Source organism: Janthinobacterium sp. P210005, assembly GCF_036231865.1.
Taxonomy (GTDB): domain Bacteria; phylum Pseudomonadota; class Gammaproteobacteria; order Burkholderiales; family Burkholderiaceae_D; genus Janthinobacterium; species Janthinobacterium kumbetense.
The window spans coordinates 179014-203738 of the sequence record NZ_JAZARC010000004.1 but is presented as its reverse complement, the minus strand read 5'-3'; the positions used below and the strand labels follow the sequence as shown (position 1 = coordinate 203738).

The 24725-nt window shown below is 60.2% G+C and carries 22 protein-coding genes and 1 other RNA gene; 15 read left to right on the top strand and 8 right to left on the bottom strand.

The window, feature by feature from the left end; genetic code table 11:
• Positions 1-25 precede the first annotated feature (25 nt).
• From VPH40_RS17515 to ompA, 7 genes are all read right to left on the bottom strand, one after another.
• On the bottom strand, positions 26-1642 hold the full coding sequence (locus tag VPH40_RS17515; protein ID WP_328574061.1) for a hypothetical protein: 1617 nt from the start codon (positions 1640-1642) through the stop codon (positions 26-28).
• On the bottom strand, positions 1635-1895 hold the full coding sequence (locus VPH40_RS17510) for a helix-turn-helix domain-containing protein (RefSeq protein WP_328574060.1): 261 nt from the start codon (positions 1893-1895) through the stop codon (positions 1635-1637). The genes VPH40_RS17515 and VPH40_RS17510 overlap by 8 nt, the downstream gene beginning before the upstream one ends.
• A 63-nt stretch (positions 1896-1958) precedes the next feature.
• Entirely contained in the window at positions 1959-2948 is a 990-nt protein-coding gene (locus VPH40_RS17505) for a DNA cytosine methyltransferase (RefSeq protein WP_328574059.1), read from the bottom strand.
• 404 nt (positions 2949-3352) lie between these two features.
• Positions 3353-3713: a transfer-messenger RNA gene (ssrA, locus tag VPH40_RS17500) on the bottom strand.
• Positions 3714-3796: 83 nt separating this feature from the next.
• Positions 3797-4501 carry an HAD family hydrolase gene (locus VPH40_RS17495; protein ID WP_328574058.1) on the bottom strand — a complete coding sequence of 235 codons (705 nt, stop codon included), beginning with the start codon at positions 4499-4501 and terminating at the stop codon, positions 3797-3799.
• Positions 4502-4569: 68 nt separating this feature from the next.
• Positions 4570-5265, bottom strand: coding sequence for a bifunctional 2-polyprenyl-6-hydroxyphenol methylase/3-demethylubiquinol 3-O-methyltransferase UbiG (gene ubiG / locus VPH40_RS17490; protein ID WP_077400739.1), 696 nt, complete (start codon positions 5263-5265; stop codon positions 4570-4572).
• Positions 5266-5392: 127 nt separating this feature from the next.
• Positions 5393-6103: an outer membrane protein OmpA gene (ompA, locus tag VPH40_RS17485; protein ID WP_034782001.1), complete on the bottom strand. Its 711-nt coding sequence runs from the start codon at positions 6101-6103 to the stop codon at positions 5393-5395.
• A 656-nt stretch (positions 6104-6759) separates the two neighbouring features.
• Here ompA and gyrA point away from each other — a divergent pair.
• From gyrA to VPH40_RS17410, 15 genes are all read left to right on the top strand, one after another.
• Positions 6760-9444 (top strand): DNA gyrase subunit A, encoded by a 2685-nt coding sequence (gene gyrA, locus VPH40_RS17480; RefSeq protein ID WP_328574057.1) that lies wholly within the window; start codon positions 6760-6762, stop codon positions 9442-9444.
• A gap of 107 nt (positions 9445-9551) precedes the next feature.
• Positions 9552-10136, top strand: coding sequence for a DUF2059 domain-containing protein (locus tag VPH40_RS17475; RefSeq protein ID WP_251349946.1), 585 nt, complete (start codon positions 9552-9554; stop codon positions 10134-10136).
• A 27-nt stretch (positions 10137-10163) separates the two neighbouring features.
• A complete protein-coding gene (gene serC / locus VPH40_RS17470; RefSeq protein WP_328574056.1) occupies positions 10164-11255 on the top strand; it encodes a 3-phosphoserine/phosphohydroxythreonine transaminase in 1092 nt (363 codons plus the stop codon).
• A gap of 83 nt (positions 11256-11338) precedes the next feature.
• The gene (gene pheA / locus VPH40_RS17465) at positions 11339-12409 is read left to right on the top strand and encodes a prephenate dehydratase (protein ID WP_077400751.1); all 1071 of its coding nucleotides are present in this window, start codon (positions 11339-11341) and stop codon (positions 12407-12409) included.
• A gap of 44 nt (positions 12410-12453) precedes the next feature.
• Entirely contained in the window at positions 12454-13560 is a 1107-nt protein-coding gene (gene hisC / locus VPH40_RS17460) for a histidinol-phosphate transaminase (RefSeq protein ID WP_328574055.1), read from the top strand.
• Positions 13561-13564: 4 nt separating this feature from the next.
• A complete protein-coding gene (locus tag VPH40_RS17455) occupies positions 13565-14470 on the top strand; it encodes a prephenate dehydrogenase (protein ID WP_328574054.1) in 906 nt (301 codons plus the stop codon).
• A gap of 18 nt (positions 14471-14488) precedes the next feature.
• Positions 14489-15844: a 3-phosphoshikimate 1-carboxyvinyltransferase gene (aroA, locus tag VPH40_RS17450; protein ID WP_099665146.1), complete on the top strand. Its 1356-nt coding sequence runs from the start codon at positions 14489-14491 to the stop codon at positions 15842-15844.
• 15 nt (positions 15845-15859) lie between these two features.
• A complete protein-coding gene (gene cmk / locus VPH40_RS17445; protein WP_251349951.1) occupies positions 15860-16528 on the top strand; it encodes a (d)CMP kinase in 669 nt (222 codons plus the stop codon).
• A gap of 141 nt (positions 16529-16669) precedes the next feature.
• On the top strand, positions 16670-18382 hold the full coding sequence (gene rpsA / locus VPH40_RS17440; RefSeq protein WP_071650172.1) for a 30S ribosomal protein S1: 1713 nt from the start codon (positions 16670-16672) through the stop codon (positions 18380-18382).
• A gap of 17 nt (positions 18383-18399) precedes the next feature.
• On the top strand, positions 18400-18705 hold the full coding sequence (locus tag VPH40_RS17435; RefSeq protein WP_008446215.1) for an integration host factor subunit beta: 306 nt from the start codon (positions 18400-18402) through the stop codon (positions 18703-18705).
• 248 nt (positions 18706-18953) lie between these two features.
• A complete protein-coding gene (locus VPH40_RS17430) occupies positions 18954-19256 on the top strand; it encodes a LapA family protein (protein WP_077400759.1) in 303 nt (100 codons plus the stop codon).
• Positions 19257-19302: 46 nt separating this feature from the next.
• On the top strand, positions 19303-20478 hold the full coding sequence (gene lapB / locus VPH40_RS17425; RefSeq protein WP_077400762.1) for a lipopolysaccharide assembly protein LapB: 1176 nt from the start codon (positions 19303-19305) through the stop codon (positions 20476-20478).
• 102 nt (positions 20479-20580) lie between these two features.
• A complete protein-coding gene (locus VPH40_RS17420; protein WP_099665144.1) occupies positions 20581-21948 on the top strand; it encodes a UDP-glucose dehydrogenase family protein in 1368 nt (455 codons plus the stop codon).
• The gene (gene rfaE1 / locus VPH40_RS17415) at positions 21945-22898 is read left to right on the top strand and encodes a D-glycero-beta-D-manno-heptose-7-phosphate kinase (RefSeq protein WP_251349952.1); all 954 of its coding nucleotides are present in this window, start codon (positions 21945-21947) and stop codon (positions 22896-22898) included. Before VPH40_RS17420 ends, rfaE1 begins: the two co-directional genes overlap by 4 nt.
• A 164-nt stretch (positions 22899-23062) precedes the next feature.
• Positions 23063-23773: a ComEA family DNA-binding protein gene (locus VPH40_RS17410; protein WP_328574053.1), complete on the top strand. Its 711-nt coding sequence runs from the start codon at positions 23063-23065 to the stop codon at positions 23771-23773.
• Positions 23774-23857: 84 nt separating this feature from the next.
• Here VPH40_RS17410 and VPH40_RS17405 read toward each other — a convergent pair whose 3' ends face one another.
• Positions 23858-24703 (bottom strand): sterol desaturase family protein, encoded by an 846-nt coding sequence (locus VPH40_RS17405; protein WP_328574052.1) that lies wholly within the window; start codon positions 24701-24703, stop codon positions 23858-23860.
• Positions 24704-24725 lie beyond the last annotated feature (22 nt).

Here is a 24725-nt window from a genome sequence, read left to right as displayed (position 1 = left end):
TGCCCAGGAGCGTTGTGGGTAATGACTAAATTATTTCTGCCATTTCACGAAATATTTCTCTCGTTTCATTGGGAGTTCTAGATTGCTTCAATGGGGTGAGTAGATACATATCCCAGTCGGGTTGCACTGGGTCAACGACCTCAATAAAATCGGTGAAGGTTTCAAATTTGAGTGTGACCATTACCCCTCCTATTTTGATTGGAGGGCGTTCACGGAGCGAAATGCGGTGAGCCGAAAAAACAACCGTCAAATTCCATTCAGCCAACTCAGCAACGCCTTGTAGCTCATCGGATCTCAGGGAAATCACCTTGCTAAGTGTTCGTAAGTGCTCATCAACGTAAACGTCGGTCAGTTCTCCACCATGGGATTCATAAGCGATGATTTTTCTATTTGCAGCATCTTGGAAATCACAATCCCCTAGTTTCCTTCGGCTGACATTCGTTGTATTCACAGAGTCACCAAGGCCTCGACTGCGCCAGCCATCTGCAGGTAAGTGCATTGACGAGGAAATTGCATCCACGACCCGTTGCTCCAACACTCCAAACGTAGCCGTATTGCCAAGTGTAATACGTCGCAATAGCGATGAAACTTGGACTGGTGTCAGTGCGTCCGGAAGAGGTACAAATAACGGCGCACTTAGGCGCATGATCCTGTGTAGCCAAAGCCGCAGAATTTTTGCAAGTTCTCGCCTAGCTGCGAAGCGTAATGACTCCAATCCTTTCAAAATATCCAGGAGAGATTTAGCGCCAGGGCGTGCCTTGAGTTTTTTACTTCGTACCCAGGAATCATCTAGATTGCCCACTGACTTTAGGTTGTTCAGGTACGGATTTCCGGCTGTTGAGAGTGCATCCGGATACTGTGCAAACAGCCAAAGCGCCGCGTTGCCCCTTGGGCTGAACTCGTACATGTCTGTGGCAGCATGGTCGTAAAACTCCGCTATCGTGCATTGATAGTGAAGTATTTGTAAATATGGCGGGAAGTATGCAAGGTCATCTGCAGGGCAAAGTGTTCCCAAGGCTTCCTTTATGTCATACGGAAACCCTAATAAAGTAGCTGATCCAGCAACTATTTCGGCAGAAGCATTCATGTCAGAGTCGGCAAATACTGAAATTTCCGACTCAGTATCGCTTTGGTAAAGAAGCTTTACTTGTTCAACTGAAAGTGAGCAGGTCCGGCCCAACGACTCCAAAAGATATCCAACAGACTGCCGACTAAATTTTAATTGTTCATGACCCTGGGAAAGTAGCCTTGAAATTTGAGCGCCAGAGAGTCTCTCAAGCTGGGCGAGATCGGCCATCAGAAAAGCATTTGTTAGAAATGCTCTGGCCTCTTCGTGCGACATGAAGTGTTCAGAAATGAGCTGACGGTGGATAATGAAATACTTATCCGCTAGGACCAGACCATGTTCGGAGTCTGCTGCACGAAGTACAGCTTGTGTTGCTATGCAGAATTCAGCTGATGGAGCACCTGAGTCTCGCCAGGTTCCAGTTTGCAGTTCAACCCAGGCACGAAAGTCAGCCTCAATGATACCCATGCCGACGAGAGTTGCTTCAAACGCTACAGAACATTGCAGTTCTTTCTCGACCCGCATGGGTAAAAGAAGCATGCGTAAGCAAGAGATAACATAGGCGGGATTAGGCATCTGAAAGCCCCCCATGACTTGCAGAGCCGGGAGTCTCCAAGAGCGAAGACGCCTCAACGCCCAGTGCACCACTAAGCTTGTGCAGTGCCTCGAGGCTAGCGTTTCGTCGACCTCGCTCGCAACTGCTAATGTACGTTCTATCAAGTCCAGCGCGATCAGCAAGCGCTTCCTGTGAAAGTCCGGCAATTAGCCTTAGCTCTCGGAGACGAAGGCCAAATTGTATTTTTGGGTCAATGCTATGTGAGGTGCTCATGAACACATGATCATGTTCATGTGGACTTTATGTCCACGGACTATGAGTCACCTCATGCTCGAGCTAACCCAATGCTCTGATTAAGGCTTTACCTACCGCACGTGCCAAAAGAGGTGGGACGGCATTGCCAATTTGTCTGTACTGCGCGCTCGTTAGACCACTAAACTGAAAATTCTCAGGAAATGATTGCAAGCTTGCAGACTCGCGAACTGTTAAGCGACGGACGCCTTCGACCAGTCCTGCTTTTGGGGTTCCGCCGTTCATAAGATGTGCATGATATTCAAGCAGAACACCATTTTCATCAACGATATGCGTTCTGTTGCCGCCGGCCGAAGCAGGTATAGTTTGCGAGGGTAGGTCAAGGTTAATTGGTCGACCACCGCCATTGACCAGCATGCCAGCCCAGGGGCTTGGGCGCAGGACAGGGGCCTTGGCATACGTCACAATGGCACGATTCGGAGCATCGGCGGACGCTTGCATGATTGCCTCTCGAGCAGACTTAAATGGACGATTTTTTGTGCCATGTGTTGCCGTGGGGAATATCGGATTGGAGCGCGCGGAACCAATCACAATTACGCGATTTCGATCCTGTGGCACACCAAACTTTGCAGCATTTAAAACCTGGTACTCGACCTCATAGCCAAGTGCCTCAAGGATGGCGATTTTTTCCTGCAAGTAAGGTGTATGTCGAACCGAAGCAAGTCCCGCTACATTTTCCATCAGGAACATTTTGGGCTTGATTTCTTGCACGGCACGGACAAACTCAGGCAGCATGTCGCGCATATCATTGGCAGCCTTTTGATTTCCTGCAACAGAAAATGGCTGACATGGAGGACCTCCAGCAACGAGATCTATTTTTCCTCGTAATGGTTTCCAGTCAATTTTGCGAACATCGCCTTCAACTACTTCAGTATTCGGGAAATTGTTGCGATAAGTGGCGCAGGCTCGAGGGTCGAAGTCGGACGCAACTTTTGTGTCCCATCCAGCCATTTCAAGACCAAGGCTAAGTCCCCCTGCGCCTGCAAATAAATCGACACTTGTTGGTTTTTTCATAATGATTCTAGATATGCTATTTCAGGAATGCTGGTACATCTAATGCCGGTCTTGGCGGGTATTGTTAGGCTATGCACTTGCCAACGCCAAATCCTTCTGTGATGCCGCGACTTTTGTCGTGACATCCAGTCATCGTCTTTCGCAACGTTTGGTTCTTCAAGGCTGAAAATGCCTGATGGCTACAGTTGGACTTAGTCCCTTTGAGGTGCTGCGATGCCTGGCTCAATGAGGATGAATCAATATAGCAGAAGATGAACTCCGCGTATTTAGCAAGTGTGGCAACACATTCTGGCGAACAAAAAAAAGCTGTCATTTTGTTGTCATTCCTAGGCTAAAACAGCCCAAAAACAACCCAAATAATGACAGCCTTCTTCTTGCTAACTACTTGATTCTAAACAATTCAGTGGTGGAGACGGCGGGAATCGAACCCGCGTCCGCAAGCACTCCACAGACAGTTCTACATACTTAGCACTATCATTTAATTTAACTCAGCCAGCACGGATGTGCACGTTATGGGCAAGCGAGTTACCTATTATTTAGTCGGACGCTAAGTAACCCAGCATACGACGAGTCCCTGTAAATGACTCTAGAGCTTTTGACGGCCCACCCCAGGGACGAGGTGTTCTAGAGCTAACAGCGATTAAGCTGCCAGTGCGTACGAGTTATCGTTTGCAGTTAAGTTTTTTCAGGTTGTATTTACGAGGTAGCCCGCCCTCGGTATGCCCTGCGCTGCTTTGCAACCCACGTCGAAACCAGGTCGTCCCCACAGAACCTTCATTGTAGCGCAATCCGCCCACTCTTGCATGGTGCATTCGCTTGCTGGCGTGCCAGATCAAGCGCGGGCCGATTTATGCCGCCAATTGCCGCGCCTGCGCCGCCTTCACCACCGCGCTGACCAGCTCGAGCAGCGCATGCGGGGTATCCAGCAGGTGGTCGGCGTTCCAGTGCTGCGGTTCGACGGGGCCGCAGTAGCCCCAGGCGCAGGCCACCGTGCGCATGCCGGCGGCGCGGCCGGCCTGGATGTCGCGCAGGTCGTCGCCCACGTACCAGCAGTCTTCCGGCGCCAGGTCCAGGCGGCGCGCCGCTTCCAGCAGGGGGGCGGGGTGTGGCTTCGGGTGCGCCATGGTGTCGCCCGAGATCACGCAGCCGGCGGCGCCCAGGCCGATCTGGCCGACCAGCGGGTCGGTGAAGCGGGCGGCCTTGTTGGTGACCACGCCCCAGGCCAGGCCCAGGGCTTGCAGGCCTTCCAGCAGGGCAGGGATGCCGTCGAACAGGCGGCTTTCCACGGCCAGGGCAGCTTCGTAATTGTTCAGGAAGCCGTCTTTCAGGGCTTCGTAGCCGCTTTCGCCGGGGCCGATGCCGTAGGATGCACCGATCATGCCGCGCGCGCCGGCCGAGGCCGTGGGGCGCAGGACGTCATACGGGGTCGGCGCCAGGCCGGCGCGCGCGCGCAGCAGGTTGATGGCCGCCGCCAGGTCGGGCGCGGTGTCGGCCAGGGTGCCGTCGAGGTCGAACAGGATGGCGCGCGGGGCTGGCAGATGGTCAGTGATCATGGCGGACAAAGTGTGTCAAGTAGGAATGAAAAATGGCGGCCGCAGCCGCCTTGTATTGTGCGTGATGGTTACAGCGGCCGGGTGCAGGCCACCAGATAATTGACGCTGGTATCGCTATTAAGTGAGTAAATCTTGGTCAGCGGATTGTAGCCCATGCCGCGCATGCTGTTGACGTCCAGGCCGGCGCTGCGCACGTATTGTGACAGTTCGGAAGGAGTGATGAATTTGTCATAGTCATGCGTGCCTTTCGGCAGCAGGCGCAGCAGGTATTCGGCGCCCAGGATGGCAAACAGGTACGCTTTCGGGTTGCGGTTCAGGGTCGACAGGAAGACGTGGCCGCCCGGTTTTACCAGCGCAGCGCAAGCCTTGACGATGGCGGCGGGGTCCGGCACGTGCTCGAGCATTTCCATGCAGGTCACGACGTCGTACTGACCAGCCTCTTCCTCGGCCATGGCTTCGGCGGCGATCAGCTTGTAGCGCACCTTGGCGCCCGATTCCAGGCTGTGCAGGTCGGCCACTTTCAAGGCCTTGTCGGACAGGTCGATGCCCGTCACGTCGGCACCCTTGCGGGCCATCGATTCGGCCAGGATGCCGCCGCCGCAGCCGATGTCGATCACGCGCTTGCCGGCCAGCGGCACTTTCGCGTTGATCCATTCCAGGCGCAGGGGGTTAATTTCGTGCAGGGGACGAAACTCGGAAGTGGGGTCCCACCAGCGGTGGGCCAGCTCACTGAATTTTTGGATTTCGAGAGGGTCGGCGTTCATAGGTCGAATAATAGCGGCAATTTTACAATTGGGCAGCCACGGACGAAAAAAAACCCCGCCGTGGCGGGGTTTTTCATGCTGTTCTTGACTTGCGCGATGACTTGCGGCAAGTCCAGGGGTTCAGCTATTACTTGTTGCGGGTACCAACAACTTCGATTTCCACGCGACGGTTTTTCGCACGGCCTTCGGCAGTTTTGTTATCAGCAACAGGTTGTTTCTCGCCTTTGCCTTCGGTGTACACGCGGTTGCTTTCAACGCCTTTGGTGACCAGGTAGGCTTTGACAGCATCAGCACGACGTACCGACAGTTTTTGGTTGTAAGCATCGGTGCCGACGGAGTCGGTGTGACCCACAGCGATGATGACTTCCAGGTTGATGCCGCCCAGTTGTGCGGACAGCTCGTCCAGCTTGGCTTTGCCTTCTGGCTTCAGCGTGGCTTTGTCGAAATCGAAGAATGCATCAGCAGCGAAGCTGACTTTTTCCGAGGTAGGAGCAACGACGACTGGTACTGGTACGACAACGACTGGTGCCGGTGCTGGTACGACTGGTGCTGGAGGAGCCACGCATTTGCCGTCTTGCAGGGTTTCTGGCTCTACGCACAGTGGCACGTCGCAACCTGGCACTGCGTCAGCAGGTGTCCAGTAGCCGGTACGCCAGCACAGGCCGAATGGGTCACGCACGATCACGCCGCGGGCATCTTGCACGTAAGCGCTTTTTGGGCTTGGTGCTTTGATGTCAGTGGTAACTGGCGCGAATGGTGGGGAGGTTGGGGTTTGGGCCGAAGCCGAGCCAGCAATCACTGCGGATGCAGCGAAAAACAGCGTTACAAATTTATTCATTCTTTTTTCCTTTCGGGGGGTGATATCCGCAGAACAACACTGCGCTACTGGTGCTACGTGCCAAGATTTTATCATGTAGACCATATGCGCTCGTTTCAGATTGCGAAACTAGCAATTAACTTCCCAGTCATTTTGCCACACGCATCAGGGGCGCACGACCGTGGTTAAATCAAAGCTTGCCCGATTTTAGACCGCGCGTTGTTTTTGCGCAACGAAAATGCCCATTTGTAACGCGTCTGTAACAATTGATCGCTTTTTTTGCCTCTTTTAAGGGCAGGTGTCTTGAACTGGTATTGCCATTGTGCATTATCGAAAGGTCAGGCTGCACGGCTCCCGTGCAAACTGCCAATCTTGTTGGTATGGCCAATTTGTACAGGTAGCTGGGCGCGCATGCTAAAATCGTGCGCTTGACTGTTAAGAGTGTCGGGCAAATGCCCACGGCGGCACTGCATGGCCAGCGCGTACCACTGCGGTACACGTACTGGCCGTGCCGCCAGCCCGCCGATTTGTTCCGGCACTCTGCGACATGGAAGCCGGGCCGCGCCAGCAGCGCGCGGCGCGGCGTCCACGACGACAGCCACCCAGGATATGCAGTATTGCGTCATACATTGCGTAACAGATAAGTTAACCACAGCCTGAGATCAGTCGAACCGCCAATGGATCAATTCGCAAAAGAAACAATTCCTATTTCCCTCGAAGAAGAGATGCGCAAGAGCTACCTCGATTACGCCATGAGCGTGATCGTCGGTCGCGCCTTGCCCGATGCGCGCGATGGCTTGAAGCCAGTGCACCGCCGCGTCTTGTTCGCGATGCATGAAATGAACAACGTGTGGAACCGCCCTTACGTCAAGTGCGCCCGCGTGGTCGGCGAAACCATGGGTAAATACCATCCCCACGGCGATGCCTCGATCTACGACACGCTGGTGCGCATGGCGCAGGATTTCTCGCTGCGCTACATGCTCGTCGATGGCCAGGGCAACTTCGGCTCCGTCGACGGCGACGGCGCCGCGGCGATGCGTTACACCGAGTGCCGCCTGGACAAGATCGCCAGCGAGCTGCTGGCCGATATCGACAAGGACACCGTCGACTTCCAGCCCAACTACGATGGCAAGGAAAAGGAACCGACGGTCTTGCCGACGCGTATCCCGAACCTGCTGATCAATGGCTCGTCCGGTATCGCGGTCGGCATGGCGACGAACATTCCGCCACACAACATTACCGAAGTCATCGACGGTGCGCTGCACGTGCTGCGCAACCCCGAGTGCACGATCGATGAGTTGATCGAGCTGATTCCGGCGCCGGACTTCCCGACGGCCGGCATCATCTATGGCGTGTCCGGCGTGCGCGACGGCTACCGCACGGGCCGCGGCCGCGTCGTCATGCGCGCCAAGACCCACTTCGAAGAATACGGCAAGGATGGCGGCCGCATCGCCATCATCGTCGATGAGCTGCCATTCCAGGTCAACAAGAAATCCTTGCTGGAACGCATCGCTGAAAACGTGCGCGACAAGAAGCTCGACGGCATTTCCGACATCCGCGACGAATCCGACAAGTCGGGCATGCGCGTGGTGATCGAGCTGAAACGGGGCGAAGTGCCGGAAGTGGTGCTGAACAACCTGTACAAGCAGACCCAGTTGCAAGACACCTTCGGCATGAACATGGTGGCCCTGGTCGATGGCCAGCCGAAGCTGCTGAACCTCAAGCAGATGCTGCAATGCTTCCTGTCGCACCGCCGCGAAGTGGTGACGCGCCGCACCGTGTTCGAACTGCGCAAGGCGCGCGAACGCGGTCACGTATTGGAAGGCCTGGCTGTCGCGCTGGCCAACATCGATGACTTCATCGCCATCATCAAGGCCGCGCCGACGCCGCCGATCGCCAAGGTCGAACTGATGGCCAAGGCCTGGGATTCGTCCGTCGTGCGCGAAATGCTGGCTCGCACGGGCGACGGCTCGACGCCAGGCGGCATCGACGCCTACCGTCCGGAAAACCTGCCGAAGCACTATGGCATGCAGGGCGATGGCCTGTACAAGCTGTCGGACGACCAGGCGCAGGAAATTCTGCAAATGCGCCTGCAGCGCCTGACCGGCCTGGAACAGGACAAGATCGTCAACGAGTACAAGGACGTGATGGAACATATCGCCGACTTGCTCGACATCCTGGCCAAGCCGGAACGCGTCACCGTCATCATCACCGACGAAATGACGGCGGCGAAGAACGAATACGGCGCTGGCAACAAGGACGTGCGCCGCTCGCAGATCGAATTGAACGCGACCGACCTGGAAACGGAAGATCTGATCACGCCGCAGGACATGGTCGTGACCCTGTCGCACACGGGCTACATGAAGGCCCAGCCGATCACCGAATACCGCGCGCAGAAGCGCGGCGGCCGCGGCAAGCAGGCCATGGCGACGAAAGAGGAAGACTGGATCGACCAGCTGTTCATCGCCAACACGCACGACTACATCCTGTGCTTCTCGGATCGTGGCCGCATGTACTGGCTGAAGGTGTGGGAAGTGCCGCAAGGCTCGCGCAATTCGCGCGGCAAGCCGATCGTCAACATGTTCCCGCTGCAGGACAACGAAAAGATCACCGTGATCCTGCCGCTGTCGGGCGAGAACCGCACGTTCCCGGAAGACCATTACGTGTTCATGTCGACCAGCCTCGGTACCGTCAAGAAGACGCCGCTGAAGGACTTCAGCAATCCACGCAAGGCCGGCATCATCGCGGTCGACCTGGACGACGGCGACTTCCTGATCGGCGCGGCGCTGACCGACGGCCAGCACGATGTGATGCTGTTCTCCGATTCGGGCAAGGCTGTGCGCTTCGACGAAAACGACGTGCGTCCGATGGGCCGTACGGCGCGCGGCGTGCGCGGCATGAACCTGGAAGAAGGCCAGCACGTGATCGCCCTGCTGGTGGCCGAGAACGAGCAGCAGTCGGTGCTGACGGCCACGGAAAACGGCTACGGCAAGCGTACGCCGATCACCGAGTACACGCGCCATGGCCGTGGCACGAAAGGCATGATCGCCATCCAGACCAGCGAGCGCAACGGTAAAGTGGTTGCCGCGACCCTGGTCGATACCAGCGATGAAATCATGCTGATCACCACCGGTGGCGTATTGATCCGCACCCGCGTGTCGGAAATCCGCGAGATGGGCCGCGCGACGCAGGGCGTGACCCTGATCGCCGTGGAAGACGGCACCAAGCTGTCCGGCCTGCAGCGCGTGGTGGAGACGGATATCGACGAAGTCGAGCTGACGACGGAGGTGGGCCAGGAGGCTGCGGCCGCGCCGGCAGCGGCTGAACCGGCCGATCCTGTCGACCCGGCGCAGCCGGAGTAAGATGATTGGGGCTCTTTCGGGAGCCCCAATTGCTGTTGGCGTGCCGGTTGCGGCGCTAGCCTGCGTATCCCCAGATAGTTCCCCGCTTTTGTAAAGTCCCGCATGCCATGAGAAAAATCGTCGCCACCTTCTTCGCCGCGTTTTCGCTGGCCTTCCTTGCGACCCTGCCGGCCCTGGCCCAGAGCACGCAAGCCACGCCCGCCCGCCAGGCGGCGCCCAGCCCCGCCATGAAGGTGGCCGTGCGGCGCATGCTCGACGCGATGCAGTTCCCGCAACTGACGCGCAACATCTTCGACCAGATGCTGCAATCGGTGCCGGCCATGATCCGCCAGTCGGCGCAGCAGCAAATCAGCAGCAACCCGAACCTGGACGAGCAGCGCAAGGCGCGCGCGCTGGCCAGCGCCGAGGAAGAAATCCCCCTGGCCATCGCCACCCTGACGCAGGTGCTGGCCGACCCGACCCTGATCGACGAACTGGCCGCCGAAATGGTGCCCCTGTACGCGCGCTTTTACACGGTGCCCGAAGTCGAGCAGCTGACGACCTTCTACAAGACGCCGCTGGGACGCAAGATGCTGGCCACCATGCCGCAACTGTCTGCCGAATCGATGGCCATCAGCCAGCGCGTGCTGATCCCGCGCGTGAATGCGGTGCTGGACCAGGTCATGCGGGCGGCCACGCAGTCGCCCCAATAAGATTTTCATTTTGCCAAGGACCGTATCGTGACCCATATCTACAATTTTTCCGCCGGCCCCGCCGTCCTGCCCAAGGAAGTGCTGGCGCAAGCAGCTGCCGAGATGCAGGACTGGCATGGCAGTGGCATGTCGGTGATGGAAATGAGCCACCGTGGTCCCGAATTCATTTCCATCTACCAGCAGGCAGTGGCCGACCTGCGCGAGCTGCTGGCCGTGCCCGACAACTACAAGATTCTGTTCCTGCAGGGCGGTGGCCTGGGCGAGAACGCCATCATCCCGATGAACCTGGTGGGTCTGGCCGCGCAGCAGCCGGCCACCGTGGACTTCGTGCACACGGGCTCGTGGTCCGGCAAGTCGATCCAGGAAGCGGCCAAGTACGCCAACGTCAACGTGGCCGCGTCGTCCAAGGCCGCCCGTTTCACGGGCGTGCCGCCGGTCTCCGAATGGCAGCTGACGCCGGGCGCCGCCTACCTGCACATCTGCACCAATGAAACCATCGACGGCGTGGAATTCCAGCAGGCGCCGAACGTGCCGGCAGGGACCACCATCGTGGCCGACATGTCGTCGCACATTCTGTCGCGCGTTATTGATGTATCGCAATATGGCGTCATCTTTGGCGGCGCGCAGAAAAATATCGGCCCGGCCGGCCTGACCCTGGTCATCGTGCGCGAAGACTTGCTGGGCAAGGCGCTGCCGATCTGCCCGTCGGCCTTCGACTGGAGCATCGTGGCCGAACATGAGTCGATGTACAACACGCCGCCCACCTACGGCATCTATATCGCCGGCCTGGTTTTCCAGTGGCTCAAACGCCAGGGTGGCGTTGCAGCCATGGAACAGCGTAATATTGAGAAAGCGGCGCTGCTGTACGCGGCGCTCGATGCGGACGACTTTTACCAGAACCGGGTCGCCCCAGAATACCGCTCGCGCATGACCATCCCGTTCTATCTGCGCGATGAAAGTCTGAACGACGCATTCCTGGCCGGCGCAAAACAGCGCGGCCTGCTGCAACTGAAGGGCCACAAGTCCGTCGGCGGCATGCGTGCATCGATTTATAACGCGATGCCGATCGAGGGCGTGCAAGCCCTGGTCAACTATTTGAACGAGTTTGCCGGACGCTGAGTCGCCTAGACGACCGCGCCGGCCCGCCGCCGGCGCAGGCCGCGCGGCCATGATTGAAGTACAGCTGACGAAACAAACCAACCATGACCGATAAATTGAAACCGCTGCGCGAACAGATCGATGCGATCGATGCGCAAATCCTCGAACTGCTGAACCGCCGCGCGCAAATCGCCCAGCAAGTGGGCCACGTGAAGGCTGAAACGCAGGCGCCCGTGTTCCGCCCCGAGCGCGAGGCGCAGGTGCTGCGCGGCGTGGCCGAACGCAATCCCGGCCCCATGGGCGACCGCGAAGTGCAGACTATCTTCCGCGAAATCATGTCGTCCTGCCGCTCGCTGGAAAAGCGGGTCACCGTGGCGTACCTTGGCCCGGCCGGCACTTTCAGCGAACAGGCCGTGTACCAGCAGTTCGGCAGTGCCGTGGAAGGCTTGCCATGCGCGTCCATCGACGAAGTATTTCGTTCCGCCGAGGCGGGAACGGCGGATTTCGGCGTGGTGCCGATCGAAAATTCCTCGGAAGGCGCCGTCAACCGCACCCTGGACATGATGCTGCAGACGAGTCTCATCATCAGCGGCGAGGTGGCGATCGCCGTGCACCACAGCCTGATGACGAAGAGCGGCAACATGGATGGCGTCACCGCCATCTGCGCCCATTCGCAGGCGCTGGCGCAGTGCCAGGTGTGGCTGAACCAGAATTACCCGCACATCGCGCGCCATGCCGTGGCGTCGAACGCCGAGGCGGCCCGCATGGCCGGCGAAGATGGCACGGTGGCCGCGATTGCCAGCGAACTGGCGGGCGCGCAGTACAAGCTGGGCGTGGTCAAGGGCCATATCCAGGACGACCCGCACAACCGCACGCGCTTTGCCGTCGTGGGCACCTTGCAGACGGCGCCGTCGGGCAAGGACCAGACGTCGCTGGTGCTGGCCGTGCCGAACAAGGCGGGCGCCGTGTACCAGCTGCTGGCGCCCCTGGCGAAACACGGCGTGTCGATGACGCGCTTCGAGTCGCGCCCGGCGCGCATGGGCAGCTGGGAGTACTATTTCTATGTCGACGTGGAGGGTCACGTGCACGACGCAGCCGTCGCCCAGGCGCTGGCCGAGCTGCAAAGCAATGCGGCGTTTTTCAAGGTGCTGGGGTCATATCCGGTCAGCCTGTGAAGCTGTAGCTATTCTTACAATCACCCACTTTTTTAAAGAACACCATGTCTAAAAATATCGGTCCAGAATACGTCCGCGCCATCGCCCCTTACCAGAGCGGCAAACCGATCGCGGAAGTCGCGCGCGAATTCGGCCTCGACGAGGCAGCCATCGTCAAGCTGGCATCGAATGAAAACCCGTACGGCATGCCGGAATCGGCCAAGCAGGCGATGATCGCCGCCATCGATGACCTGGGCCGCTACCCGGACGCCAACGGCTTTGACTTGAAAGCCGTGCTGTCGAAGCGCTATGACGTGCCGGCCGACTGGATCACCCTGGGCAATGGCAGCAACGACATCCTGGAAATCGCCGCGCACGCGTTTGTGCAGCATGGCGAATCCGTCGTGTACTCGCAGTATTCGTTCGCCGTGTACGCGCTGGCCACGCAAGGCCTGGGCGCGCGCCACATCGTCGTCCCGGCGCAAGCCTATGGCCATGACCTGGACGCCATGGCGGCGGCGATTGCCGACGACACGCGTCTGATTTTCATCGCCAACCCGAACAACCCGACCGGCACCTTCCTGACGGCGGCGCAGCTCGAAGCCTTCCTGCAGAAAGTGCCGGCGCATGTCGTCGTCGTGCTGGACGAGGCCTACAACGAATTCCTGTCGGCCGACGAGCAGTACGAGTCGACGGCGTGGGTGCGCCAGTATCCGAACCTGGTGGTCTCGCGCACCCTGTCGAAGGCGTATGGCCTGGCGGGCCTGCGCATCGGCTTCGCCATCGCCCAGCCGGTGCTGACGGACCTGATGAACCGCATCCGCCAGCCGTTCAACGTCAATTCGCTGGCGCAGGCGGCCGCGATTGCCGCCCTGAACGACAAGCCCTTCCTCGAGCAAAGCGCGCGCAACAACGCGGCCGGCTACCAGCAGTTTACGGAAGCGTTTGCGCAACTGGGCCTGGAATACGTGCCGTCGCACGGCAATTTCGTGCTGGTGAAGGTGGGCGACGATGATGAAGCGGGCGCGCGCGTGAACCTGGCGCTGCTGAAACAGGGCGTGATCGTGCGCCCCGTGGGCAGCTATGGCTTGCCGCAATGGCTGCGCATTTCCATCGGCCTGCCGCAGGAAAACGCCATCTTCATCGCCGCGCTGACGAAAGCGCTGGCCTGACGCCATGACGACGCCTGCACTGAAGAAGGTCGTCATTTTTGGCGTAGGCCTGATCGGCGGATCGTTCGCGCGCGCCTTGAAACACGCGGGCGCGGTTCAAACCGTAGTCGGCATGGGCCGCTCACGCGCGTCGATGGTGCGCGCGCTCGAACTGGGTATCATCGACGAAATCGGCGGCGACATGGCGCAAGCCTTGCATGGCGCCGACCTAGTGCTGCTGGCCGCGCCCGTGGCGCAGACGGGTCCCATCCTGGCATCCATCGCGCCGCACCTGCAGCCCGGCACCATCGTCACCGATGGGGGCAGCACGAAGAGCGACGTGGTGGCGGCCGCGCGCGCGGCGCTCGGCGGCAAGGTGGGCCAGTTCGTGCCCGGCCACCCGATCGCGGGGCGCGAGACGAATGGTCCCGACGCCGCCATCATTGATCTGTATCAAGGCAAGAAAGTGGTGCTCACGCCGCTGGCGGAAAACGCAGCGGACGACGTCGAGCGCGTGGCGGCCGCCTGGCGTGCCTGCGGCGCCATCCTGCACACGTTGACGCCCGAAGAACATGACAAGGTGTTTGCCGCCGTCAGCCATCTGCCGCATTTGCTGGCCTTTGCGCTGGTCGACGACATCGCCAACAAACCGCACGCGGGCCTGCTGTTTCAATACGCGGCCAGCGGCTTTCGCGACTTTACGCGCATCGCCGGTTCATCGCCGGAAATGTGGCGCGACATCAGCCTGGCCAACCAGCCGGCGCTGCTGCACGAACTGGACGCCTACCTGGCACAGTTGACGGCCTTGCGCACCCACCTGGCCGCGCACGACGGCGCCGCCATCGAGGGCGTGTACGCGAACGCCCAGCACGCGCGGCAGCAATGGATCGAGGCGATCGAGACGGCGGAAGCTCCCGCGCCCGCACAATAAATACTCAAGGATTCCAGCATGACCCAGACCAAGCACTACCCCCACCATATCGACTTGAAGCCGGTGATGCACGCCGAGGGCACGGTGCGCTTGCCCGGCTCGAAAAGCATTTCCAACCGCGTGCTGCTGCTGGCCGCGCTGGCCAAGGGCACGACGAAGATCGTCGACTTGCTCGCCTCCGACGACACCTTCGTCATGCTGACGGCCCTGACGTCGCTGGGCGTCAAATGGACGCAGGACGAGTTGCAGGGCGACCCGGCCACCGCGCACCAGATCCACCACGTGGAAGGCTGCGGCGGCGTATTCCCGCACCACGAGGCTGACCTCTTCATGGGCAATGCCGGTACGGCGATCCGCCCGCTGACGGCGGCGCTGGCCGTCATCGGTGGCGACTACACCTTGCATGGCGTGTCGCGCATGCACGAGCGCCCCATCGGCGACCTGGTCGACGCGCTGAACGCCGTCGGCACGCAGATCGAATACACGGGCGAGCAGGGCTTCCCGCCGCTGCGCATCCGCCGCGGCCACATCCACGCGCAGCGCATCGCCGTGCGCGGCAACGTGTCGAGCCAGTTCCTGACGGCCCTCTTGATGGTGGCGCCGCTGATGGCGCGCGACCATGCCGTCACCATCGATGTCACGGGCGAGCTGATTTCGAAGCCGTACATCGAGATCACCCTGAACCTGATGCGCCGTTTCGGCGTGACGGTCGAACATGACGGCTGGCAGTCGTTCACCGTGCAGCCGGGCCAGCAATACCAAAGCCCGGGCACCATCCACGTGGAAGGCGACGCTTCGTCGGCCTCGTATTTCCTGGCGGCCGGCGCCATCGGCGGCGGCCCCGTGCGCGTGGAAGGCGTGGGGCGCGACAGCATCCAGGGCGACGTGCGCTTCGTCGAAGCCTTGCAGCAGATGGGCGCGACCATCACCATGGGCGAGAACTGGATCGAAGCCCGTTCGAACGGCGTCCTGAAAGCCGTCGACATGGACTTTAACCACATCCCCGACGCGGCCATGACGATCGCCGTGGCCGCCCTGTACGCGGACGGCACCAGCACCTTGCGCAATATCGCCAGCTGGCGCGTAAAGGAGACGGACCGCCTGGCCGCCATGGCCACGGAGTTGCGCAAGCTGGGCGCGGAAGTGGAAGAGGGCGCGGACTACCTGCGCGTGACGCCGCCGGCGCAGATTCTTGCCGCCACCATCGACACGTATGACGACCACCGCATGGCCATGTGCTTTTCGCTGGCTTCGCTGGACGGCGCCGCGCGCCGCGGCAACGAGATGCGCATCAACGACCCGAAATGCGTGGCCAAGACCTTCCCCGAGTATTTCGCCGCCTTCGCGGGGATTGCCAAAGATACTTTGATTTAATTGATTGCCAACACTATGCCGACCTCCCACATTCCAGTCATCGCCATCGACGGCCCCACCGCTTCCGGCAAGGGCACGGTGGCGCACCGCGTGGCCGACAAGCTGGGCTTTCATTACCTGGACTCGGGCGCGCTGTACCGTCTGACGGCCTTGAGCGCGCTGCGCCGCGGCACGGACTTGCGCGACGAGCACGCGCTGGCCAAGCTGGCCGAACACTTGCCCTGCCATTTTGCGGGCGGCGAGATCCTGCTGGCGCATGAAAATGTCACCGAGCAGATCCGTGCCGAAGAAGTGGGGAATACGGCGTCGAAAATTGCTGTTTTACCAACCGTCCGCCATGCCTTGGTCGGTTTGCAGCTGGGCTTTCGCAAGACGCCGGGCCTGGTGGCCGACGGACGCGACATGGGCACGGTGATCTTCCCGCACGCCCCGTTGAAGGTGTTCCTGACCGCCAGCGTCGAGGCGCGCGCGCAACGGCGCTACAAGCAATTGATAGACAAGGGTTTTTCTGCTAATATGGAAGACCTTCTGATGGATTTGCAGGCGCGGGACGAACGTGATACTCACCGTGCGATTGCGCCGCTGGTCCCCGCAGAAGGGGCGCATGTCCTCGATACCTCGGCCATGACGGCAGATGATGCCGTCGAAACCGTGTTGAAATGGTATGCCGCAGTTGCAAAATAAGCAGAAAAATAGCGTGTATTGATGTGTAGTGCGTGCTATGTGGTGCCCGTTGACGGCTCCTGGCCTGTCCGGGTGTGTCAAAAACCTAACCCAGTTTAAGTCGCATCGTGCGATCTCTGCTGGATAACCTGTGTGAACCCTATGTCTACTGTTACAACTAACGAATCTACCGGTATGGAAAGTTTTGCTGCGCTCTTCGAGGAATCGTTGTCGCGTCAAGATATGCGCTCCGGCGAAGTTATTTCCGCTGAAGTCGTGCGCCTCGACCACAATTTCGTGATCGTGAACGCTGGCCTCAAATCCGAAGCATTCATCCCTGTCGAAGAATTCAAGAACGACCACGGCGAACTGGAAGTCAAAGTTGGTGACTTCGTTTCCGTGGCGATCGAATCGCTGGAAAACGGTTTCGGCGATACCATCCTGTCGCGCGACAAAGCCAAGCGTCTGGCTTCGTGGCTGGCTCTGGAAAAAGCGATGGAATCGGGCGAAATCGTCGTCGGTACCGTCAATGGTAAAGTCAAAGGCGGTCTGACCGTGTTGACCAACGGCATCCGCGCATTCCTGCCGGGCTCGCTGGTTGATACCCGTCCTGTCAAAGACACCACCCCATTCGAAGGCAAAACCCTCGAATTCAAAGTGATCAAGCTGGATCGCAAGCGTAACAACGTGGTTCTGTCCCGCCGCGCCGTCATCGAAGCTTCGATGGGCGAAGAGCGTCAGAAACTGATGGAAACGCTGAAAGAAGGCACGGTCGTGACCGGCGTCGTCAAAAATATCACCGACTACGGCGCGTTCGTGGATCTGGGCGGTATCGATGGCCTGCTGCACATCACCGACCTGGCATGGCGCCGTGTACGTCACCCGTCGGAAGTTCTGACGGTTGGCCAGGAAATCACCGCCAAAGTCCTGAAATACGATCAAGAGAAAAACCGTGTTTCGCTGGGCGTGAAACAACTGGGCGACGATCCTTGGACCGGTCTGTCCCGTCGTTACCCACAAAGCACCCGTCTGTTCGGTAAAGTAACGAACCTGACCGACTACGGCGCGTTCGTTGAAGTGGAACAGGGTATCGAAGGTCTGGTACACGTTTCCGAAATGGACTGGACGAACAAAAACGTTGCTCCTAACAAAGTTGTCCAACTGGGCGACGAAGTAGAAGTGATGGTTCTGGAAATCGACGAAGAGCGTCGTCGTATTTCGCTGGGCATGAAACAGTGCAAAGCCAATCCATGGGACGACTTCGGTGTTACCCATAAGAAAGGTGACAAAGTCCGCGGCGCGATCAAATCGATCACCGACTTCGGCGTGTTCATCGGCCTGGCCGGCAACATCGACGGTCTGGTGCACCTGTCCGACCTGTCCTGGACCGAAACCGGCGAAGAAGCCGTGCGTCGCTTCAAGAAAGGTGACGAACTGGAAGCCATCGTTCTGGCCATCGACGTTGAGCGCGAGCGCGTTTCCCTGGGCGTCAAGCAACTGGAAGGTGACCCATTCAACAACTTCGCAGCCATGAACGACAAAGGCTCGCTGGTAACCGGTACCGTTAAATCGGTTGAGCCTAAAGGCGCCGTGATCCAACTGTCCGAAGAAGTTGAAGGCTACCTGCGCGCTTCCGAAATCTCGCGCGACCGCGTTGAAGATGCTGGTACGCACCTGAAAGTCGGCGACACCGTCGAAGCAATGGTGTTGAACATCGACCGCAAAGCCCGTGGTATCCAACTGTCGATCAAAGCGAAAGACAACGTTGAAACCCAGGAAGCCATGCAGAAGATGGCAGCTACCGACAACAACGCAGCTTCGGGCACCACCAGCCTGGGCGCCTTGTTGAAAGCTAAGTTCGATAACAAGAACTAAGACTGCGGATACGGCAGATGACAAAGTCCGAGCTGATCAACCGCCTCGCTGAGCGTTATTCTCAGCTGGTGGCGAAAGATGCGGAGTATGCCGTCAAGACCATTCTCGATGCGATGACCAACGCCCTGGCGACCGGTCAGCGTATCGAGATCCGCGGTTTTGGCAGTTTTGCCCTGAACAGCAGGCCCCCGCGCATCGGCCGCAACCCGAAATCCGGCGACAAGGTGATGGTTCCCGAAAAACGGGTACCCCACTTCAAGCCGGGCAAACAGTTGCGCGAGCGGGTGGACGCGATGGTCGGACAACCGATCATCGAGGATTAATCGTCTGCTGGAAGGCGACACAAAGAGCGGCGTCCTTGGATGCCGCTTTTTTTTGTTAATATGCTGAGAATGCCTGACATAAGCTACTGCGCGTCGCGCTTTGCGGCCTGCGATGCTCACCGTACTTAAGTACGGTTGTGCTTCTCGGACCAAAGGGGGCGCCGAGCCTCGCTGACGCTCGCTACGCTTCTGTCAGGTATTCCAAGGTTGTGCCATACGGGCATTTTTTGTACTTTCTGGGCGTATCGATGAAAATCATCTCCACCATCGTTGGCTGTGTTCTCTTCGTCCTGTTCTTCAGTTTTGCGCTGAAGAATGCGCAGGTTGTCGACCTGCATGTTTTCCTCAATTATGAAATTCGCGGCCCCCTGGTCCTGATGCTGCTGGGCTTTTTTGTCGCCGGCGCCAGCCTGGGCGTACTGGCCCTGACGCCGACCGTGTTCCGTCACCGCCGCGAAGCGAGCAAGCAAAAAACCACCATTGCCGCGCTGCAGACCGTTGGCGTGGCCAGCAATGTCCAGCCGCAACCGGACAGCGTGAGCGCGCAGTAAGCGGCGCCATCGCTCCTATCTCTCTTACTCGAATAAAAACAATCGCATGGATTTTGAACTCTGGTGGCTCTTGGGTATCCCCGTGTTTTTCGCGCTGGGCTGGATTGCCGCGCGTGTTGACATTCATCAACTGGTGTCCGAATCGCGCAGCCTGCCGCGCAATTACTTCAAGGGCTTGAATTTCCTGCTCAATGAGCAGCATGACAAGGCCATCGATGCCTTCATCGAAGTCGTCAAGCTGGACCCGGAATCGGCCGATATGCACTTTGCCCTGGGTAACCTGTTCCGCCGCCGCGGCGAGACGGAGCGCGCCATCCGCGTGCACCAGAATTTGCTGGCGCGCCCGGACTTGCCGCTGGAGCAGCAGGGCCATGCCGCCTATGAGCTGGGCATGGATTACCTGAAGGCGGGTCTGCTGGACCGCGCCGAAGAAACCTTCAACAGCCTGGTCGACACGCAATATGCGGCCCAGGCGCGCCGCGCGCTGCTGGAAATCTACCAGCGCGAAAAGGAATGGCCACGCGCCATCGAAGCGGCCGTGGGCTTGCAGGAATCGGGCGCCGGCGCGCGCCAGAAGGAAATCGCCCAGTTCTATTGCGAACTGGCGCATGACGCGCTGGTGCACATGAAGCCGGACGAAGCCATGCCGCTGCTGGAAAAAGCCTTGCAGACGGACCGCAAGAGCGTGCGCGCCACCATCCTGACGGGCGACGTGCTGCTGGCGCGCGGCGACGTGGAGGGCGCGCTGACCACCTGGCGCCGCGTGGAGCAGCAAAGCGTGCCGCATGTGGCCCTGGTGGCGCAGCGCCTGATGGACGGTTATACCAAGCTGGGCCGTCCACAGGAAGGCGTCAACTTGTTGCGCTCCTACCTGGAAGAGGCGTCGTCGATCGACCTGATCGAAGTCGTCTTCAAGGCCGTCATCGAGCTCGACGGCGTGGAAGCGGCGAAACAGCTGGTCAGCGCCGAGCTGCGCCGCACGCCGACCTTGCTGGGCCTGGATAAACTGCTGGAAGCGCGCATGATGGATGCGCCGGCCGCCATCTGGTCGGAGCTGTCGATGGTGAAAAACCTCGTGCACGGCTATACGCAAAAGCTGGCCCGCTACCAGTGCAGCCACTGCGGCTTCAAGGCGCGCCAGTTCTATTGGCATTGCCCGGGCTGCAACAAGTGGGAAACCTATCCGCCACGACGCACGGAAGAACTCAACGTCATGAATTAGTCGTGCCCAGCACAGGGCTCATGGCTGCGTTGCAGCGCCTTGCCCTGAACCCTGTGCTGTGCACTTGCAGGTCAGAACCCATATTACAAATACGGCACAACCATGAAAATCACCATTATCGGCACGGGCTATGTGGGCCTCGTGACGGGCGCCTGCCTGGCGGAGCTGGGCAATGACGTCTTTTGCCTCGACCTCGACGTACAGAAGGTCGCCTTGCTCAACAGCGGCGGCATCCCCATCCATGAACCGGGCCTGGAAGAAGTCGTGGCGCGCAACCGCGCCGCCGGCCGCATGACCTTTTCCACCGACGTCGAGGCTGCCGCCGCGCACGGCGTGATGCAATTCATCGCCGTCGGCACACCGCCCGATGAAGACGGCTCGGCCGACCTGCAATACGTGCTGGCCGCCGCGCGCGGCATCGGCAAGTACATGACGGACTTCAAGGTCATCGTCGACAAGTCCACCGTGCCCGTCGGCACGGCCGAAAAAGTGCGCGCCGCTATCCAGGGCGAACTCGATGCGCGCGGCGTGGCTGCCACGTTCTCCGTCGCGTCGAATCCGGAATTTCTCAAGGAAGGCGCGGCCGTCGAAGACTTCATGCGCCCTGACCGCATCGTCATCGGCGTCGACGCCACGCCGGACGGTGAACGCGCGCGCGAATTGCTGAAAAGCCTGTACGCGCCATTCAACCGCAACCACGAGCGCACCTACTGGATGGACGTGCGCTCGGCCGAATTCACGAAATATGCGGCCAACGCCATGCTGGCCACGCGCATCTCGTTCATGAATGAGCTGGCGAACCTGGCCGACAAGGTGGGCGTCGATATCGAAGCCGTGCGCCACGGCATCGGTTCCGACCCGCGCATCGGCCACAGCTTCCTGTATGCCGGTTGCGGCTACGGCGGTTCCTGCTTCCCGAAAGACGTGCAGGCGCTCGAGCGCACGGCGCGCGGCCACGGCCAGGAATTGCTGATCCTGCGTGCCGTCGAAGCCGTTAACGACCAGCAAAAGCAGGTGCTGGGCCGCAAAGTGGTCGCTCGCTTCGGCGAAGACTTGACGGGCCGGCATTTTGCCGTCTGGGGCCTGGCCTTCAAGCCGAATACGGACGACATGCGCGAAGCGTCGGCTCGCGTGCTGCTGGCCGACTTGCTGGGGCGCGGCGCCACGGTGGCCGTGTACGACCCCGTCGCCATGGCCGAGGCGCGCCGCGTGCTGCAACTGGACTTGACGCCGGAGCAACTGGCGAAGGTGCGCTTTGCCGACAGTCCGAAGGATGCGCTGCAGGACGCCGATGCGCTGGTCATCGTGACGGAATGGAAAGCCTTCCGCAGCCCCGACTTCGAGCAGGTCAAGGCGCGCCTGAAGCAGGCCGTCGTCTTTGACGGGCGCAACCTGTTCGAGCCGGCCGTCATGGCCGAGAATGGCATCGAATACCACGGGATCGGCCGCTCGATCCTGACGCGCGCATGAGCGCCCACGAGGTGGTCGCCTTGACGGCGCCGGCCGCATTGGCCCAGGTACGCCTGCTGGTGGTGGGCGATGTGATGCTGGACCGCTACTGGTTCGGTGACGTCAGCCGTATTTCGCCGGAAGCGCCCGTGCCCATCGTGCGCATCGAAAAGCGCGAGGAACGCCTGGGCGGCGCGGCCAACGTGGCGCGCAACGCGGCCGCGCTGGGCGCGAAGACGAGCTTGCTCGGCGTGGTGGGCGACGACGAGGCCGGCAGCCAGGTCGAGCGTCTGCTCGAAGGCGGCGGCATCCACAGCTATCTGCAGCGCGACGCAGCTATTTCCACCATCATCAAGCTGCGCGTGATCGGCCGCCAGCAGCAGATGCTGCGCATCGACTTCGAGGATGCGCCTAGCGATACGGTGCTGCGCGACAAGCTGGCGCAGTTCAACGCGCTGCTGCCCCATTACGATGTGGTGATCCTGTCCGACTACGCCAAGGGCAGCCTGGTGAACGTGGCAGAGATGATCAAGGCGGCCCGGGCCGCCGGCAAGATCGTCATGGTCGACCCGAAAGGTGATGATTTCAGCCGCTATTCAGGTGCGTCAGTGCTCACTCCGAACAAGTCCGAACTGCGCCGCGTGATCGGCAGCTGGAATACGGAGGAGCAACTCACGGAGCGCGCGCAGCAGATGCGCGCGCAACTGGGCCTGGACGCCTTGCTGCTGACCCGTTCCGAAGAAGGCATGAGCTTGTACACGGCCGATGAGGTGCTGCACATGCCGACCGATGCGCGCGAAGTGTTCGACGTCTCGGGCGCCGGCGACACGGTGATCGCCACCATGGCAGCCATGCTGGGGGCCGGCATGGCCCTGGGCGACGCCGTGCGCACGGCCAACCGCGCCGGCGGCATCGTCGTCGGCAAGCTGGGCACTGCCACCGTCACCCGCGACGAGCTGTTTTCGCAGTAATATGTTGTATCGCCTGCGCCGGACCGTTTGATCTGGCGCAGGTTTTCCCGCAGTTCCGCAGTCCCATCTTGTCAACCGTATCACGCTACAGCCGTTAAGCCGTTAAGGCGCTGTTCCTCCCTTGCGTTCGAGTCATCTTGAAACCACATCACGGAGAGATACCCATGTTCAAAAAAATACTGCTGGCCATCGCCACCCTGATCGCGACGATGGGCTTTGCCTTTGCCCAGGTCGATGTCAACAAGGCGGACCAGGCGGCACTCGACAGCGTCAAGGGCATCGGCCCCGTCACGTCGAAAGCCATCGTCGATGAACGCGCCAAGGGCGGCGCCTTCAAGGATTGGGCCGATTTCGAAAGCCGCGTAAAAGGTATCGGCCCGAAAAGTTCCGTGAAACTGTCGGAAGCGGGCTTGCAAGTGAATGGCCAGGCCAAGTCCGGCGCGCCAGCGGCACCCGCTCCGGCGGCGAAAGCTGCCCCGGCAAAAAAGGATGCTGCAGTGAAGGAAGTTGCAGCGAAAGAAGCCGCACCGAAGCCAGCTGGTGCGACCGACACCGCTGCGGCACCAGCCAAGTCGGCCGCTGAAGCGAAGAAGGAAGCTGCTGCAGCCAAGAAAGAAGCCAAGGCCGCCGCCGCTGCCGCCAAGAAGGAAGCCGCCGCCGCCAAGGCAGTGCCTGCTGCCGCGCCGGCTCCCGCTGCTGCTGCGGCCGATGCCGCCCCTGTGAAAACGGCCGCCGAAACGAAGAAGGAAGCTGCTGCCGCGAAGAAAGCAGCAACGGCGGCCAAGAAGGAAGCCAAGGCTGCGGAAGCGGCTGCGAAGAAGGAAGCCAAACTGGCTGCTGCCGACGCGAAGAAGGCAGAAGCCGAGAAAAAGTAAGCGTGTTGCTGTAAAGCGTGTTGCGTGGTGGTGCCGCGCAGCACGAGAAGAAAACCCCGCGTGGTACCGGCCGCGCGGGGTTTTTTATTCCGCGGCCGGAACTTCCCGCTTGCCGGTGGGCCGGAATGGCGCAGCCAGTTGCCCTGCCAGCGTCTTCGGCATGTGCGCCTCGATGCCGCAGGCGGCTGGCCAGGCGCGCGGCAAGTGATGGGTGCCGAACACCCGGTCCAGCACGGGCAGGGTCGACGCATAGTTGCGGTTGATGTGTTCGAACTTGCTGTGGTGCCAGTGGTGGAAGGCAGGCGTGGCCACCAGCCATTCCAGCGGGCCGAAGCGCCAGCGCAGGTTGGCGTGGATGAAGAAACCCCAGACGGTGCCGATCAGCAGCAAGAGCACGGGTGCCGCGCTGCCTGCCGCGCCGGGGCCTGCCAGGCCCAGCAGATACAGCGGTGTCAGGCCGAACAGGCGCGTGACGACCATGTCGACGGGATGGGTGCGCGTATTGGCGAGGAAATACAGCTGTTCCGTGCTGTGGTGCACGGCATGGTAGCGCCACAGCCATGGAATTTCATGGCTGAGCCTATGCCCCCAGTAAGTGCCGACTTCGCCGATCAGCAAGCCCAGCAGAAGCTTGCCCCACAGGGGCAGGGTAGACATGGTGGCGGGGATGGCGTCCGGCAACAGGTGCTGGCCGGCGACGGCGAGCAGGGCCAGCGGCGCGGCCAGCAAGGCGGCCGGCAGCAGGCTGCTGATGAAATAAAAGCCCAGGTCGCTGAACAGTTCCGTGCGGGAGCGTCCCGCGTGGCGTTCGCCAAACAAGCGCTCGAGCGGCACGAAGATCACGGCCAGCAGCACCAGCCACAGGCTCAGGCGCAGCACATCGATGGCGATGCCGGACAGGTGGGTTTGCAGGGTGTGCAGCAGGCTCATTTCATTCCGTCAGGTAAGAAGC

Excerpts from the sequence above, each read along its gene's own strand:
- VPH40_RS17405 (WP_328574052.1), bottom strand. The coding sequence starts at position 24,703 with ATGAGCCTGCTGCACACCCTGCAAACCCACCTGTCCGGCATCGCCATC.
- VPH40_RS17510 (WP_328574060.1), bottom strand. The coding sequence starts at position 1,895 with ATGAGCACCTCACATAGCATTGACCCAAAAATACAATTTGGCCTTCGT.
- rpsA (WP_071650172.1), top strand. The coding sequence starts at position 16,670 with ATGTCTACTGTTACAACTAACGAATCTACCGGTATGGAAAGTTTTGCT.
- aroA (WP_099665146.1), top strand. The coding sequence starts at position 14,489 with ATGACCCAGACCAAGCACTACCCCCACCATATCGACTTGAAGCCGGTG.
- lapB (WP_077400762.1), top strand. The coding sequence starts at position 19,303 with ATGGATTTTGAACTCTGGTGGCTCTTGGGTATCCCCGTGTTTTTCGCG.
- VPH40_RS17455 (WP_328574054.1), top strand. The coding sequence starts at position 13,565 with ATGACGACGCCTGCACTGAAGAAGGTCGTCATTTTTGGCGTAGGCCTG.
- pheA (WP_077400751.1), top strand. The coding sequence starts at position 11,339 with ATGACCGATAAATTGAAACCGCTGCGCGAACAGATCGATGCGATCGAT.
- rfaE1 (WP_251349952.1), top strand. The coding sequence starts at position 21,945 with ATGAGCGCCCACGAGGTGGTCGCCTTGACGGCGCCGGCCGCATTGGCC.
- VPH40_RS17475 (WP_251349946.1), top strand. The coding sequence starts at position 9,552 with ATGAGAAAAATCGTCGCCACCTTCTTCGCCGCGTTTTCGCTGGCCTTC.
- cmk (WP_251349951.1), top strand. The coding sequence starts at position 15,860 with ATGCCGACCTCCCACATTCCAGTCATCGCCATCGACGGCCCCACCGCT.
- ompA (WP_034782001.1), bottom strand. The coding sequence starts at position 6,103 with ATGAATAAATTTGTAACGCTGTTTTTCGCTGCATCCGCAGTGATTGCT.
- VPH40_RS17495 (WP_328574058.1), bottom strand. The coding sequence starts at position 4,501 with ATGATCACTGACCATCTGCCAGCCCCGCGCGCCATCCTGTTCGACCTC.
- VPH40_RS17430 (WP_077400759.1), top strand. The coding sequence starts at position 18,954 with ATGAAAATCATCTCCACCATCGTTGGCTGTGTTCTCTTCGTCCTGTTC.
- VPH40_RS17410 (WP_328574053.1), top strand. The coding sequence starts at position 23,063 with ATGTTCAAAAAAATACTGCTGGCCATCGCCACCCTGATCGCGACGATG.
- hisC (WP_328574055.1), top strand. The coding sequence starts at position 12,454 with ATGTCTAAAAATATCGGTCCAGAATACGTCCGCGCCATCGCCCCTTAC.
- ubiG (WP_077400739.1), bottom strand. The coding sequence starts at position 5,265 with ATGAACGCCGACCCTCTCGAAATCCAAAAATTCAGTGAGCTGGCCCAC.
- VPH40_RS17515 (WP_328574061.1), bottom strand. The coding sequence starts at position 1,642 with ATGCCTAATCCCGCCTATGTTATCTCTTGCTTACGCATGCTTCTTTTA.
- VPH40_RS17435 (WP_008446215.1), top strand. The coding sequence starts at position 18,400 with ATGACAAAGTCCGAGCTGATCAACCGCCTCGCTGAGCGTTATTCTCAG.
- VPH40_RS17420 (WP_099665144.1), top strand. The coding sequence starts at position 20,581 with ATGAAAATCACCATTATCGGCACGGGCTATGTGGGCCTCGTGACGGGC.
- VPH40_RS17505 (WP_328574059.1), bottom strand. The coding sequence starts at position 2,948 with ATGAAAAAACCAACAAGTGTCGATTTATTTGCAGGCGCAGGGGGACTT.
- gyrA (WP_328574057.1), top strand. The coding sequence starts at position 6,760 with ATGGATCAATTCGCAAAAGAAACAATTCCTATTTCCCTCGAAGAAGAG.